Here is a 14,136-nt window from a genome sequence, read left to right as displayed (position 1 = left end):
ACGTGATCCAGATAGATGATAAGATCGTCAGCCAAGACATCTTCGATGTGCTCTTTGTCTGCGACTATGATACGTGCAAGGGGATCTGCTGTGTCGAGGGAGAGAGTGGAGCTCCCCTTGATCCTGGCGAGTCCGATGCTTTGAGACGCTGTCTCCCAGAAGTTCGCCACCTACTCTCACCTGCTGCTCTAGAGATCATCGAGGAGCAGGGGGTCAGCTACTTCGACGAAGACGGGGATGAAGTGACCTCGATCGTCCACGGCAAGGACTGTGTCTTCACTACCTATGATGAGCAGGGACGCTGTGCCTGCGCTCTGGAGAAGGTCTACCGTGAGGGTAAGACCGACTTCATCAAGCCCATCAGCTGTCAGCTCTATCCCATCCGCCTGACGAAGTACCCCAGCTTCACCGCTGTGAACTATCACAAGTGGTCGATCTGCAAGTGCGCTCTCAAGCTAGGGCGCAAGCTACAAGTACCCGTCTACCGCTTCCTCCGTGACCCGCTCGTGAGAGCCTTCGGGGAGGAGTTCTACACCCAGCTCGAAGAGGTGGCTGCGCTGCTGGAGGCCGAGAAGGCCGAGGCGGGTAGCACGAGCCATTAGGCTCGCCTCTCTCGGGGATATTCCCTTCCTCTTTTTCCGCCCAATTGATCCCATTCACAGACCCCTTTAGCGGGCGCTCTGTGAGCGGGTTTCGAGAGGCTTCTGCATAGCCCTCTCAGAAAACCTACGGTAGGTCGTCCTTGCGACCCACGGTAGGTCGGTGAGACGACCCACAGTGGGTTTTATTGGCGACCTACGGTAGGTCGTTTTTCGGGTGTTCCTAAGTCTTTGATTTACGAGGCTGGGTCCTGCTCCTTGCTTGGGGTAGGGATGACTCATAGAGAAGGACGAAGGCGGGAGAACCTCACGGATAACCCGTCTTGGCGGAAGGTATCTCGAGGCATTCTCTACCTTCTCATAGGTCGGGAGGGAACGTTTCGAATAAATTTTAAGATCTTTGTAAGGTAAATCCATCCGCGTTATTATAATATCAAGTAGACTATATGAATAAAAGTGCACTCCAGCAGGCGCGTAGCAAGTACGCTCCTAAGCTCCCCAAGGCTCTCGAGGGGAATGTCAAGGCCGTCCTCGGCGAGGCTACTAAGAGCGTTAGCGATCAGGAAGCTATCGCCGCCCTCTTCCCCAATACTTACGGTCTGCCTAAGCTGACCTTCGAAGCAACCTCCGAAGCAGTAGCTAGCCAGCCTATCAATGTCGGTGTTATCCTCTCGGGTGGTCAGGCTCCTGGCGGGCACAACGTCATCGCAGGTATCTTCGACGGCGTGAAGAAGATCCACGCTGATGGTCGCCTCTATGGCTTCCTCATGGGTCCTGATGGTCTCGTCCAGCACAACTACATCGAGCTGACCGCTGACATCATCGACGAATACCGCAACACCGGTGGTTTCGATATCATCGGTTCGGGTCGTACCAAGCTCGAAGAGAAGGAGCAGTTCGACAAGGGTCTTGAGATCCTCAAGCAGCTCGATATCCGTGCGCTCGTGATCATCGGTGGTGACGACTCCAACACCAACGCTGCAGTCCTCGCTGAATACTACAAGAGCATCGGTGCTCCCGTTCAGGTCATCGGTTGCCCTAAGACCATCGACGGCGACTTGAAGAACGAGCAGATCGAGACCTCCTTCGGCTTCGATACCGCTACTAAGGTCTACGCTGAAGTCATCGGTAACATCCAGCGTGACTGTAACTCTGCCCGCAAGTACTGGCACTTCATCAAGCTCATGGGTCGCTCGGCTTCGCACATCGCCCTTGAGTGCGCCCTGCAGGTACAGCCCAACGTCGCTATCATCAGCGAAGAAGTAGAAGCTAAGAACCAGACCCTCGACGATGTCATCACCTATATCGCTGAGGTCGTAGCTGCTCGTGCGGCCAAGGGTGAGAACTTCGGTACGGTCCTCATCCCCGAAGGGCTCATCGAGTTCATCCCTGCCTTCAAGGCGCTGATTGCTGAACTCAATGACTACCTCGCTCACCATGAGGCAGAGTTTCGTGCAGTCCCTGCTGATGAGCAGCGTGCCTATATCGCTGAGCACCTCAGCGCTGCTAACTCTGCTCTCTACGCTAGCCTCCCTGCTACGGTAGCTCGCCAGCTGACGCTCGACCGTGACCCTCACGGCAACGTCCAGGTGTCGCTCATCGAGACGGAAAAGCTCCTTGCAGAGATGGTCGCTACCAAGCTCGCTGCTTGGAAGGAAGAAGGTCGCTACGCTGGTAAGTTCTCTCCTCTGACACACTTCTTCGGCTACGAAGGTCGCTGTGCTATGCCTTCGAACTTCGATGCTGACTACTGCTACGCACTAGGCCGTACGGCTGCTCAGCTCATCGCTGCGGGTGTCACCGGCTACATGAGCTCCGTGCAGAACCTTACGGCTCCTGCTGCTGAATGGATCGCTGGTGGTATCCCCACGACGATGATGATGAACATGGAGCGCCGTCATGGTGAGATGAAGCCTGTCATCCAGAAGGCTCTTGTCGACCTTCAGGGCAAGCCCTTCGCCTTCTTCGCTGCACACCGTGCAGAGTGGGCTAAGGACACCTGCTTCATCTACCCTGGTCCTATCCAGTTCTACGGTGATCCCGAGCTCTGCGACCAGCCTTCACGCACACTCGCTCTTGAGCAGTCGAAGTAAGCCCTAAGGCTCACACTAGCTAAATAGAGTCCGCCCGACCTCCCTCGTGGGAAGTCGGGCGGACTTCTTTCTTCCTCCAAGGTGCGGGTGGAATGTCCTCTCTGATGGGGAGAAAGAGCTCCCCATCATAGCACCCTCCAGCTACCCATGATGGGTCGCTCGGGTGACCCATTCATGGGGTTCTCTTGCGACCCATGAATGGGGTATATTGGGTGGCTATCTTAGGGTGCTATCTGATTGGATGGTGCACAGTAGGGGAAAAGTGCTATTCCTCTCGGCGAGCTAGTACCTCCCTCCCATCTCTCAGGGCATAAAAGAGTCCGCCCGAGTACCCACATGGGGTGCTCGGGTGGACTTTATTTGTATTTGCTTTCGTGCTATCGAAGCATCTGGCGATAGTGCTTGTCGATCTCCCGACGAGCCTCTTCGGTGGGCTGGAAGACATCGGAGGACATCCCCTTCAAGAGATCTTCATGCTCCTGCTCGCTGAGCTTAGGGATGAAGACATTGACATTGACCAGAAGGTCACCCTTGCCGTAACCATTGACCGAAGGCAAGCCCTTACCACGTAGGCGAAGGACCTTGCCTGGCTGGGTGCCTGCGGCGATATTCACACGAGCCTTCCCGCCGATGGTGGGTACTTCGACCGTACCGCCTTGGGCAGCTGTAGCCACCGAGATGAGGAGGTTGTAGATGAGGTCGTTGCCATTGCGGATGAGGTTAGGATCTTCTTCCTCGTGGATGACGACCTGCAGGTCGCCAGGGACACCACCTCGGGGAGCGGCGTTCCCCTTACCTTGGATGCTGAACTGCATGCCTTCGGCTACCCCAGCAGGGATGTGGAAGGAGACCACTTCTTCACCGATCTGCGTACCCTTACCCTTACAGTAGGAGCAAGGCTTGGTGATCACTTCGCCCGTACCCTCACACGTAGGGCAGACGGACTGCGTCTGCATCATACCGAAGATGCTACGCTGGGAGGAGATGACCACACCCGAGCCATGACAGGTCGAGCACTGTTGCTTGCCACTGGGCTCCATCGTACCATCGCCATGACAGTGGGAGCAGGGTACTTGCTTCTTGACCTTGAGCTTCTTCTCCATGCCCTTGTCGATCTCCTCGAGGGTGAGGCGGACACGTGCTCTGAGGTCGGAGCCACGGAGTACCTGACGGCCTCCGCCACCACCGAAGCCACCGAAGCCTCCAAATCCACCGAAGCCTCCTCCACCGAAGAGGTCACCGAAGCGGCTGAAGATATCCTCCATGGACATGCCTCCACCGCTGAAGCCACCGCCACTAGCAGCACTACCGCCGACACCCGCGTGACCGAACTGGTCATAGCGCTGGCGCTTCTCGGGATCGCTGAGTACATCGTAGGCCTCGGCTAGTTCCTTGAACTTCTCTTCGGCCTCCTTGTCCCCAGGGTTCTTGTCGGGGTGATATTGTATAGCGAGCTTGCGATAGGCCTTCTTCAGCTCATCGGCTGAAGCGCCCTTCGCTACGCCTAGTACTTCATAGTAATCTCTTTTCTGTGCCATAGATCAATTTCGCTTAGCTATTACTGTCCGACGACGACGGAGGCATGGCGAAGGACCTTGTCATGGAGCTTGTAGCCCTTCTTTACGCAGTCGATGATCTTCCCCTTGAGTTCGTCGCTGGGGGCGGGGAAGGTAGCGATGGCTTCGTGAAGTTCTTCATCGAAGGGAGCATCCTCCGTGGTGATGGGGGTGATCCCTTGACGGCTCAGATAGTCTGCGAACTTAGCGTAGATGAGGTGCATGCCTTCCTTGAGTGCCTCGAGGTCGGATGCCTTGTCGAGGTTCTGTAGGGCGATGTCGAGGTCATCGACGACGGGGAGCAGGTCGGTGAGTGCCTTTTCGCCCCCGCTACGGATCAGTTCGCTCTTCTCCTTGAGGGTGCGCTTGCGGTAGTTGTCATATTCGGCTACGAGGCGCAGGTGCGTGTCCTTGAGCTTATCGAGTTCGCTCTGAAGCTGCTCTTCTGCGGAGAGTTCATTGGGGGTAGCGTCCGCCAATTCTTCACCCTCAGCGGTCGTGGAGGTATTTGACTGACAATTTGTCTCCTCTTCGGGGAGCTGCGTCTCTTCTACTAGCTGTGGATCTTTGATTTCTTCACTCATATTATGGATTGTTATTTGCTTAATACAGAGAGCTTACCTGCGCTCTAGAGCGTGCGTAGGTAGGCTGGGGATCCTCTGCCTCTTCTAGAGGAGGGGAGGAACCTATATCGGGTGTGCAAATATGATACCAAGGGTGGGGTTCCCACCGAGTAAAGGGTGGAAATTAGAGGCTAAGCACCTATGAGGAAACAGAACGAGCTACCAAGCACCCCAGCGACGGGGTAGCTTGGTAGCTCGAGGTCTTTGGGGCTAGGCCCAGGGGACTACTTGCGCTCTCCCAGTTCCTTATCCAGGAAGAGGAGCGAATGGCCTTCGCTGAGGCGGATGCGGTCGATGAGTGTCGTAGCGTTAGCTTCTTCTTCGACCTGCTCACGGATGTACTTCCAGAAGAAGTCCTGAGAAGGCATGTCCTTCTCTTCGGAGGCGAGGCGAACGAGCGCTTCGATCTTCTCAGAGACGAGGCATTCGTGCGCATAGGTCTTCTCAGCGACTTCGAGTGCAGAGGAGAAGTTGGTCTCTACGGCATCGACAGCCTTGATCTCAACACGTCCGCCACGGGTGATGATGTAGCGCATCATGTCTTCAGCATGCTCCAGCTCTTCGCGGTACTGCTGGAAGAACCAGTGAGCGAAGCCGTCGAGGCCCTGCTGAGCGAAGTAGGCAGACATAGAGAGGTAGGTGTTCGCGGAGAACATCTCGAAGTTGATCTGCTCGTTGATGGCAGATTGCATTCTTTCAGTGAACTTCATAAGAGCTCTTTGATCTTGATAATCGTGATAAAATAGTGAACCGTGATCTAGAAGTAAGGGGAGGAGTTCCTTGAGGGAGATCCCCCCTTACATATATAGAGAAAGCGAAAAGGCATGGAGTTGTTCAGCACGGTCTGAACAAATGCCTCGGAGTCAAAGCTTGGAGAAGTCCAGCTCGGTGACCGAGCCGAAGTCGGGAAGGGTAGCAAAGGCATCCACCAGTCGGGTCGTACCAGCGAGTGCCCGAGCGCAGTTGATCACACCTCCGTGGCAGAAGACGAGGATCTGCTCGAGCCCCTCACGGCGCTTCTCACGGATGAAGTCCTCGACACGGCTGTACTGCATCACCAGAGATTCGCCCTCGGGGGCAGGCTGCTCGATGTAGCGAGCGAAGAACTCGTCGACGGGCTCATCACGGATGATCTCTGCCCAAGGTCTTCCTTCCCAGAGCCCGAAGTTCATCTCCTTGAGGCGGTCGTCGAGTAGGGCCTCGGGGTGACCACAGAAGGAGGCGAGCTTGCGTGCTCGCTGTAGGGGGGAGGAGAAGACAGCATCGAAGGAGAGCCCTTGGAGTGCTCGGAGTGTCACCTCGGCTTCCTCGGCGAAGGTAGGACGCACATCGATGTCGGTCTCCCCATAGCAGGTCTCATTGCCGTCCCAGAGGACAGAGGTGTGGCGTACGATATAGGCTTTCATCGGTGGGGTGTGGCACGTTAGTCTTCATCATCGTAGGAGCGGAAGCGACCCTGAGGACGGTGCTTGGGGCGCTCGGTGCGAGCACTACCTCGGCGACCGCTATTGTGATGGCGCAGGAGTCGCTCATCGAAGGTGTCTTCCTCATCGCTCCAGCCAGCGAGACGAGCTTGGTGCTGACGCTTGTTCTCGGGGTTGTTCTTGCTGGTCTTACGCAGGGCAGCACTCTTGGGGGCTGCTTGTAGGCGCTGACTCTCGGCACGCTCACTACGGCGGTCTTTGGAGCGGGGGCGCTCACTATCCTTCTTGAGCTTGCTCTGGAGCTTCTCCTCGGCAGCATGCTCTTGGAGGAGCTCCTTGACAGGAAGGTCTACTTCGTCGAAGAAGACTGTATCCGTCTCCGAGACAAGGTCGGAGAGCTGGGCACGTCGTCCATTGATCTTGACACGACCCTTGCGGATGTACTCCTCGACATCACGACGCGAGCCTAAGCCTGCATCGCTGATGAGCTTGTTGATTCTTAGTTTCATTCGTAGATAAAATGCGGATGGGGCAGGGGCAGGAGCTTAGAAGAGGATCCCCCTAGTCCTCTAGGAGTGAAGTCACCGCCTGGACGATGCGCTCGGGAGCTAAGGCTCGGGAGCAGGCGAAGTTCTCACCGGTGTGGCAGCGCTTGTTGTTACCGAAGATGCTACACGGTCTACGTGGAGCATCCTCGGGTTGGAGGCAGTCTTCCCAGCGCTGACCGATACCTAGGAAGCCCGCTGCGGGGTGGGTACAGCACCAGACGGAGAAGACACGGGTGCCGACGAGAGAGGCTAGGTGCATGTTGGCACTATCCATCGAGATCATTGCTCGGAGGGAGGCCATGAGGATGAGCTCGTTCGAGAGGTCGAGTTGTCCTGCGACCGAGCGTAGATGCTGGCGGCCTAGAGCCCATTCCTCGAGGGTGGCTTGCTCTCTGCCTCGTCCTCCGAAGAGGAAGATCTCGAAGCGCTCGGTCTCCTCTAGCTGACGGATCACCTCGAGCATACGCTTGAGGTCGTAGGTCTTAGCGGGGGTGGAGGCGAAGGGTGCTACTCCGAGGCGGATGCGTTCGCTCCCACGGGTAAGGAGCTCGGGGTGAAGTCGTTCGAAGGTAGCCAGTATCGATGGGTGGATGACTACGGGTGGGATGCTCTCGGGGACGGTGAGTCCAGCCAAGCGGAAGACCTGCTGATAGAGGCTCCACATCGGGGGTAGGGGCGTAAGGTCCTTCTTCGGGTCATCGGCCACGAGTCGTCTGCGCGCTTGGCGAGGCTTCACTAGATGCTGGGTGGGGACACCCGTCAGACGAAGTAAGCCACGGAGAAGCTTCGTCCTCAGTACATCATGTAGGTCCAGTACCGCATCGAAGTGCTCTCGTCTCAGACGCTGGGCATAGCGTACGAGCCCGAGGAGGCTATGCTCCTCACGGCGAATGTCTATGGCCATGGCCTCCACATTGTCTGGGGCATCTAGGAGGAGCTCCGTCAGGAAGGGCTGAGTGAGCAGGATGAACTCATGCTGCTCGTTGGCTCGTGCCACGGCATAGAGGAGCTGGACGAGCATCGCTACATCGCCCATGGCCGAGAGGCGGATGATGAGGTATCGAGCCACTTGGAGAGGTTAGCTAGGGACTGGGAGGGGGGGGAGGCTAGAGCGTCTGACCCTTGAGCATGGGGTTGAGCTCGGGGTCGTTGTACATCTTCATCTGCTTGTAGACCTTCATGTACTTACGTCCGGCGGTGATATCCTCTAGGAGTTCGTCGATAGCGGTGGAGAGATCTCGCTCTTGCTCGAGGAGGACTTGTAGCTTGGTGCTGCACTTCTCACGAAGAGCTTCGTCAGAGCCTGCACTCTTGACCGCCTTGTCCATGTTGTAGATCTTCAGCTCGAGGATGGAGAGTCGGTCGATGGCCCAAGCAGGGCTCTCGGTGTTGATCTTGGCTTCGGGGAGAGGCTTCACGTCGGCGAACTGTGTGAAGAAGAAGCTATCGATGAGCTCCACCAGATCCGTGCGCTCCTGATTGCTTCGGTCGATACGACGCTTGATCTTCAGCGCTTCGACGGGGTCGATCTCAGGATCTCGGATGATGTCCTCGAGGCACCACTGGGCATTGTCGATCCAGTTCTTGCGGAAGAGGTCGTGCTCGATGGTGTGTGCTGGGTAAGGATTGCCCGAGCAAGGGGTATCGACACTGCCCCTGAGCTCGTACTCATGTATGGCCTCCTTGAAGATGCGGATGGCTAGTTGGCTGAACGGCTTCATAATAGTCAAAGCGCCTTGAGATGTGAGGTATATAGCGCCTACCAAAGATAATGAAAAAGGCTAATTCGCATATCTCGGATTGGGTGGCTTCTTCTAGCCCTTTGTGGAAGGTGCTTGGGAGGGGGTGAAAAACGACCCACGGTAGGTCGCCTCGACGACCTACCGTGGGTCGGTCGACCGACCTACAGTAGGTTTTTTCGGCGACCCACAGTGGGTTTTATTTCGAGCCTTCCCAAGGCCTGTATTTATGCAGTCAGGGCTGACGCTTTTTGAAGCGCCAGCCCTGACCTTTTGGAGGAGCTTATCTCCCTCGTCGGTGACGATAGGCCGAGAGGTAGAGGCGAAGCTCGTGGTAGTCGTAGCGCCCCGAGGTCGCTTCGTAGATAGGCTTGAGACCCGCAGCTTCGTCCATCTCGGCGAAGTAGGGGGCGAGCTCTTGGAGCTTCTCGGGTGAGATGAGCGCTTCCTCATCGCTGATCCGTCCCTGCTCGAGGAGCTGGGCGATGTGGGCGTAGATCGTGCCGATGCTGAGTGATCGCTCGCCCGCCACCTCCAGCGGAGTCTTGCCCGCTCGGAGGAGCTCAAGCGTCTTCTCCTGTGTGGAGATGCGGGGCTCTTTCGCCTTCTTCTCCTTGGCGGTCTTCTTGCTCGTCGAGCTCTCTTGGTTGGGGACGATGTAGGGGATCTTGACCTCAGCCTTCGCCATCCGCATCCAAGCCTCTAGACGCTCTTCGATCTGGATGGTCTGTCGGTCGGGATAGAGCCCCGAGGAGAGGGTCTGCATGCTCCCCTCGATACGCAGAAGGGCTCGCACCTGACGGACGGTCTGCCCGTAGAGGAGATCGAGCTCGGCAATGAATTCCTTCACCTTCTTCATGCCTCGCACTTGGTGCTGCGTCTCCATCAGACTGGAGAAGAGCCTTCTCCAGCGAGGGAGGAAGTAGCGGGTAGCCTCCTCGACACGCCGAGCGATCTGCGGGAGAGCCGCCTCGCCCCCTGCATAGAGGGAGCGGAGCTGGAGGATGAACTTGTCCGCTATCCCTCGTAGCTCATCCATCAGCGCTGACTGCTCCAGCGCCCAGTCCCCGAAGGAGCTCTTCTTGCTGCGCTCGCTCTCGATACGATAGCTGTACGCATGCTGGCGGTAGAGGTCGGAGAGGGGAGCCCAGTTGAAGGCTTCGATTGTCTCCGCCTCCCAGTAGCTGAGCTTGTCGCTCGAGAGGATTTGCTCAAGCTCCGTGTCGCTGGACTGCGTCTTCTCGTAGTCGGTGATGAGGCTGGGTACCGCAAGGGTGTCAGAGCTGAGCGGGGAGAGGAGTACTAATCCCTCGGGGCTACGCAAGCGGGAGAGAGCTACATAGGCCTGCCCCGAAGCAAAGGCCGCCTCGAGGTCGATGGCTGCACGGTCGAAGGTCAGACCTTGGCTCTTGTGGATGGTGATGGCCCAAGCTAGACGAACGGGGAAGTGCTTGAAGACCCCTTGGATGTCGGGCTCGGTGTCGCCTGTCTGCTCGTTGAGTTGGTAGCGGGCATTCTCCCAGGAGTAGAGGGGAACATCTAGGAGTTCGCCGTCCTCCAGCCGTACGAAGAGCTTCTTGTCCGTCATCTCTTCGACGGTGCCAAGCATACCGTTGTAGAAGCGTCGGGGTTGCTGGGTATCGTTCTTGATCATCATCACCCGAGCCCCGATCTTCAGGCGGAGCATGGGCTCCAGAGGATAGAGGTGCTCGGGGAAGTCCCCAGCGATACGAGCATGATAGTCTTGGTAGGCTCCGGGGAGGGCTTCGAGTGCCTTGCGGTTGATCTCATCGGCTCGGGCATTGTGCGTCGTCAGGGTCACATAGCCTTCGCTCTTGATGGGGTCGAAGGTGGGACGTACCCGACTCTTCAGCCAAAAGAGATCGTCGCCCGTGAGCTGGCTGTAGCGCAGGTGATTCAGCAGACCGATGAAGCGCTCATCCTCTTGGCGATAGACGTGCGTCAGCTCGATGTAGAGGGGCGGGTATCTCTGCAGTACCTGTGCGTGGAAGAAAAAGAGACTGGGGTAATACTGGCTGAGCACGCTCCACTCCTGAGGCTTCACCACGGGTGGGAGCTGGAGGAGATCCCCGATGAAGAGCACCTGCACCCCACCGAAGGGTAGGGGGCTACGGCGCACACTCCTCAGCACAAGATCTACGAGGTCCAGCGTGTCGGCACGAAGCATACTCACCTCGTCGATGACTAGGAGCTCCAGCGCTTGGAGTAGGCGGATCTTACGCTCCTGCAGATGTACATGACGACGGAAGTCCCTCGGGGTGACGAAGAGCTGGGATGGGGTCGATGGGAGCTGAGCCATCGAGTCGGGGATGAAGGAGCCTATGGGTAGCTGGAAGAGGGAGTGCAGGGTCGTCCCTCCCGCATTCAGGGCAGCGATGCCCGTCGGAGCAGCGATGATACAGCTCTTGTAGGTATGCTCTCGGATGTAGTGGAGCAGGGTGGTCTTCCCCGTGCCCGCCTTGCCGGTGAGGAAGATGTTGCGTCGGGTATGGGCGATGAAGTCCTGGACGTATTGCTTGCGCTGCATGGCTAGGCCGATAGGATACGGGATATGAGTTCGGAGTAGAGCTCCGAGCTAGGGATAGAGGCATCTACCCCCTTGGAATAGGCATCGATCAGCCGTAGGTGGTGGATGATGGCAAAGGTCTGAGCTGCGGTGTAGTTCCGTCGAGCCAGATCATAGTCTCGGGCTACGAAGGCCTGCACCCCCAGCAGGGTAGCGATGCTTTGCTCCTGAGGGTTGGGGAGGTAATAGACGGCCATCAGGTTCGAGAAGAAGCCGAAGAGCGTGGAGAGGGTCATCTGTATGGGATGAGTGCGCTCATTGGCAGCGAAGTAGAAGGCGATGCGGTAGGCTCGCCCCGAGTCTCGGCGCAGCAGAGCGGAGAGGAGCTCGAAGTTGTTGTACTCCTTACTGATGCCGACATAGTACTCGATGAGCTCTGGGGTGATGGTGCGGGTCTTACCTGAGATGGCGATCGAGATCTTGTCGATCTCTTGGAGGATCTTCTCTAGGTCATTGCCCGTAGCATCGGCCATGAGGTGCGCCGTACGAGGGTCGATCGTCAGCTGACAAGCGGCGAAGCTCTTGATGATGAAGTCGGGGATCTTCGAGTCGTACATGCGTGGCGACTCGTAGACGGCATCTAGGGCACTGGCGGCTTTGTAGAGGGCCTTGCGCTTGTCTGCCTTCTTCTTGTAGCAGAGGATGAGGCAGGTGGATTCGGGGAGCTCCGAGAGGTGAGGGGCGAGCTGATCCAGATCACGTACCTGCTGGGCTTCACGTACGAGCACGAGCACTTGGCTCCCCATCATCGGGAAGCGCAGTGCCTCGAGGAGAATATCCCGAGCAGAGACATCGCCTCCGTAGAGGATGCTTTGGTTGAAGTCTCGCTCCTCCTCGGGGATGAGGTGGCTCGAGGCGAAGGAAGCGATCTGATCGATGAAGAGGGGTTCGTCGCCCGTCAGGAGGTAGACGCGCTTAGGTCGTCGTTGCTTGAGGGCTCGGATAATGTCGTCGTACGTGGGCATCTCTACGATAAATATGTACCTTCGTAGGGGTTTGTACCCACGAAGACCTAGGTACAAAGATAGTCATGATCGAGCTAAATCTCCCGAGGTATCCCGCACGTCTGACCCGTCGTGATGGGAAGCCCTACATCTATGATGAGCTGCGTCGTAAGTTCGTCCGTCTCACCCCAGAGGAGTGGGTGCGTCAGCACTTCGTTCACTTCCTGCTGGACGAGGGGGGCTATCCCCAGCAGCTGATGCAGAATGAAGTAGCCCTTCAGCTCGGAGCGACCACCAAGCGCTGTGATACCCTACTATATGATCGGGCACTACGTCCGCAGATGATCCTCGAGTACAAGGCTCCGCATATCCCGCTCTCGGAGACGGTGCTGCAGCAGATCGTCCGCTACAACTATGTGCTTCGTGTCCCCTACCTTGTCCTGAGTAACGGCATCGAACATCTGGTCTGTCAGATCGACTACGAGGCGATGTCCTACACCTTCCTCCCCCAGTTCCCCGCTTACTCGGAGCTAGTCACGGGCTGATCGCTCGGCTCTGAGTCCTAGGCTTGTGGTGCTCTACACCCCAAGCCCTTCCCCTCGTCTACCATGGAAGCCTTCCTTCACTATATCTGGGCCCGTCGTCTGTGGGCTCGTCTCATCCCTATGGGTGGTCTCCGAGATGCTCGCATCGAGGTCATCGACCCTGGGGTGCTCAATCATCATGCGGGTCCCGACTTCTTCGGGGCAAAGATCCAGATCGATGACCTGCTGTGGGTCGGCTGTGTGGAGATCCATCATGCCTCGAGCCAGTGGTACCAGCACGGGCACGACGAAGATCCGGCCTACCGCTCGGTGATCCTGCATGTCGTGGAGCTGGATAATCGTGCCGTCCAGCACCCTGCGGGCGGGGAGATGCCCACCTGCCTCTTGATGGTGCCCGAAGTGCTCCCAGAGCCACCTAGCTTAGGCTATTCGGGGGAGATGATGCTCCCATGTGCCGAGGGGCTAAGGCTGGTCTCGGAAGACCTGCGCCACACGTGGCTCTCCTGCCTCTATCGTGCTCGTCTGGGGCGCAAGGCTGAGGAGGTCGATCGCCTTCGTGCCCGCTCTTCGGGTGACTGGGGGCAAGCGCTCTATGCCCTTTTGCTGAGGCATCTGGGCTTTGGGCTCAACAATGAAGCGATGGAGCGCCTTGCCTTCCGCTTGCCCCTTCACCTCCTGCTGAAGCATCGGGATCAGCGCCTCCAGCTCGAGGCGCTCCTCGTGGGGACGGCAGGCCTTTTAGGCTTCCTTCCCGAGGGCGAGCGACGGACACGCTGTGAGGAAGAGTTCGCCTTCCTCCAGCATAAGTATAGCCTAGAGCCTCTGCCTGCAGGCTCATTCCGTCGGGCTCGCACCCGCCCAACGAACCTCCCCGAATTTCGCCTGCTCCAGCTTGCTGCCCTCCTTACCCAGGTCGATCTCTTGGGAGAGACGCTCCAGCAGGTATCTACCCTTGGGGAGCTTCACCGCCTCCTACATCATCCTCTAGATGAGGCTTGGTGTGGAGGGAAGTGGCGAGGGGATGGAGGTCTGAGCCAAGCTGCGTGTGCGAGCCTCGCGATCAACGTGCTCTTGCCCTATCGCCGAGCGTGGCGCATGGCCTACCAAGAGCCCAAGGAGGAGTCTTTGCCCCGCCAGCTGATCGAGACGCTCCCCGCCGAAGAGAACCACATCACCCGCCTCTTCACCCGTGCAGGACTTCCCCTAGAGACTGCTCTGGAGTCGCAGGCCCTTCTCGAGCTTCATGAGGGCTATTGCCTTCGGGGAAGATGCCAGCTCTGTCCCTTCGCCTCGGGGCGGGAAAATGCCCCCTCGTAGAAGTCGCTTGTGGAGCGGTCTCTAGAGGGGGTGAAAAGAAACCTACGGTAGGTCGTCGAAAAAACCTACTGTGGGTCGCCTCGACGACCTACCGTGGGTCGCCTCGACGACCTACCGTGGGTCGGTCGACCGACCTACAGTAGGTTTCCTTTGGGGTGTAG

At 57.7% G+C, this 14,136-nt stretch carries 13 protein-coding genes; 4 read left to right on the top strand and 9 right to left on the bottom strand.

Annotated elements, in window-relative coordinates; translation table 11 throughout:
- Nucleotides 1-2 precede the first annotated feature (2 nt).
- Both Q0336_RS02120 and Q0336_RS02115 read left to right on the top strand, forming a co-directional pair.
- Nucleotides 3-602 carry a DUF3109 family protein gene (locus Q0336_RS02120; RefSeq protein WP_298525084.1) on the top strand — a complete coding sequence of 200 codons (600 nt, stop codon included), beginning with the start codon at nt 3-5 and terminating at the stop codon, nt 600-602.
- A 443-nt stretch (nt 603-1,045) separates the two neighbouring features.
- Nucleotides 1,046-2,692 carry a diphosphate--fructose-6-phosphate 1-phosphotransferase gene (locus tag Q0336_RS02115; RefSeq protein WP_298525081.1) on the top strand — a complete coding sequence of 549 codons (1,647 nt, stop codon included), beginning with the start codon at nt 1,046-1,048 and terminating at the stop codon, nt 2,690-2,692.
- 377 nt (nt 2,693-3,069) lie between these two features.
- Here Q0336_RS02115 and dnaJ read toward each other — a convergent pair whose 3' ends face one another.
- From dnaJ to holA, 9 genes are all read right to left on the bottom strand, one after another.
- On the bottom strand, nt 3,070-4,230 hold the full coding sequence (gene dnaJ / locus Q0336_RS02110) for a molecular chaperone DnaJ (protein ID WP_298525078.1): 1,161 nt from the start codon (nt 4,228-4,230) through the stop codon (nt 3,070-3,072).
- A 20-nt stretch (nt 4,231-4,250) separates the two neighbouring features.
- Nucleotides 4,251-4,832 (bottom strand): nucleotide exchange factor GrpE, encoded by a 582-nt coding sequence (locus Q0336_RS02105; RefSeq protein ID WP_298525076.1) that lies wholly within the window; start codon nt 4,830-4,832, stop codon nt 4,251-4,253.
- A gap of 263 nt (nt 4,833-5,095) precedes the next feature.
- On the bottom strand, nt 5,096-5,581 hold the full coding sequence (locus Q0336_RS02100) for a ferritin (protein WP_298525073.1): 486 nt from the start codon (nt 5,579-5,581) through the stop codon (nt 5,096-5,098).
- A 153-nt stretch (nt 5,582-5,734) separates the two neighbouring features.
- The gene (gene cobC / locus Q0336_RS02095; RefSeq protein ID WP_298525070.1) at nt 5,735-6,277 is read right to left on the bottom strand and encodes an alpha-ribazole phosphatase family protein; all 543 of its coding nucleotides are present in this window, start codon (nt 6,275-6,277) and stop codon (nt 5,735-5,737) included.
- A 17-nt stretch (nt 6,278-6,294) separates the two neighbouring features.
- A complete protein-coding gene (locus Q0336_RS02090) occupies nt 6,295-6,804 on the bottom strand; it encodes a S4 domain-containing protein (protein ID WP_298525068.1) in 510 nt (169 codons plus the stop codon).
- A gap of 52 nt (nt 6,805-6,856) precedes the next feature.
- Nucleotides 6,857-7,912: a glycosyltransferase family 9 protein gene (locus Q0336_RS02085; RefSeq protein ID WP_298525065.1), complete on the bottom strand. Its 1,056-nt coding sequence runs from the start codon at nt 7,910-7,912 to the stop codon at nt 6,857-6,859.
- 37 nt (nt 7,913-7,949) lie between these two features.
- The gene (locus Q0336_RS02080) at nt 7,950-8,564 is read right to left on the bottom strand and encodes a DUF4254 domain-containing protein (RefSeq protein WP_298525063.1); all 615 of its coding nucleotides are present in this window, start codon (nt 8,562-8,564) and stop codon (nt 7,950-7,952) included.
- 301 nt (nt 8,565-8,865) lie between these two features.
- Entirely contained in the window at nt 8,866-11,130 is a 2,265-nt protein-coding gene (locus tag Q0336_RS02075; protein ID WP_298525061.1) for a helix-turn-helix domain-containing protein, read from the bottom strand.
- Nucleotides 11,131-11,132: 2 nt separating this feature from the next.
- On the bottom strand, nt 11,133-12,134 hold the full coding sequence (holA, locus tag Q0336_RS02070) for a DNA polymerase III subunit delta (RefSeq protein WP_298525058.1): 1,002 nt from the start codon (nt 12,132-12,134) through the stop codon (nt 11,133-11,135).
- Between the two features lie 65 nt (nt 12,135-12,199).
- On the opposite strand from holA, the gene Q0336_RS02065 reads away from it, so the two are divergent.
- Nucleotides 12,200-12,658, top strand: coding sequence for a type I restriction enzyme HsdR N-terminal domain-containing protein (locus Q0336_RS02065; RefSeq protein ID WP_298525056.1), 459 nt, complete (start codon nt 12,200-12,202; stop codon nt 12,656-12,658).
- Between the two features lie 63 nt (nt 12,659-12,721).
- Complete coding sequence (locus Q0336_RS02060) at nt 12,722-13,975, top strand: DUF2851 family protein (RefSeq protein WP_298525053.1); 1,254 nt, start codon at nt 12,722-12,724, stop codon at nt 13,973-13,975.
- The last annotated feature ends 161 nt before the right edge of the window (nt 13,976-14,136 follow it).

Source organism: uncultured Porphyromonas sp. (assembly GCF_938039215.1).
Classification (GTDB): Bacteria; Bacteroidota; Bacteroidia; order Bacteroidales; family Porphyromonadaceae; genus Porphyromonas.
The sequence above is the reverse complement of the archived record's forward strand: the minus strand, read 5'-3'. Positions and strand labels throughout refer to the sequence as shown.

Bases quoted from the DNA above. Each gene is read 5' to 3' on its own strand.
- Q0336_RS02115 (WP_298525081.1), top strand. From the start codon at position 1,046: ATGAATAAAAGTGCACTCCAGCAGGCGCGTAGCAAGTACGCTCCTAAG.
- dnaJ (WP_298525078.1), bottom strand. From the start codon at position 4,230: ATGGCACAGAAAAGAGATTACTATGAAGTACTAGGCGTAGCGAAGGGC.
- Q0336_RS02105 (WP_298525076.1), bottom strand. From the start codon at position 4,832: ATGAGTGAAGAAATCAAAGATCCACAGCTAGTAGAAGAGACGCAGCTC.
- Q0336_RS02100 (WP_298525073.1), bottom strand. From the start codon at position 5,581: ATGAAGTTCACTGAAAGAATGCAATCTGCCATCAACGAGCAGATCAAC.
- cobC (WP_298525070.1), bottom strand. From the start codon at position 6,277: ATGAAAGCCTATATCGTACGCCACACCTCTGTCCTCTGGGACGGCAAT.
- Q0336_RS02090 (WP_298525068.1), bottom strand. From the start codon at position 6,804: ATGAAACTAAGAATCAACAAGCTCATCAGCGATGCAGGCTTAGGCTCG.
- Q0336_RS02080 (WP_298525063.1), bottom strand. From the start codon at position 8,564: ATGAAGCCGTTCAGCCAACTAGCCATCCGCATCTTCAAGGAGGCCATA.
- Q0336_RS02075 (WP_298525061.1), bottom strand. From the start codon at position 11,130: ATGCAGCGCAAGCAATACGTCCAGGACTTCATCGCCCATACCCGACGC.
- holA (WP_298525058.1), bottom strand. From the start codon at position 12,134: ATGCCCACGTACGACGACATTATCCGAGCCCTCAAGCAACGACGACCT.
- Q0336_RS02065 (WP_298525056.1), top strand. From the start codon at position 12,200: ATGATCGAGCTAAATCTCCCGAGGTATCCCGCACGTCTGACCCGTCGT.
- Q0336_RS02060 (WP_298525053.1), top strand. From the start codon at position 12,722: ATGGAAGCCTTCCTTCACTATATCTGGGCCCGTCGTCTGTGGGCTCGT.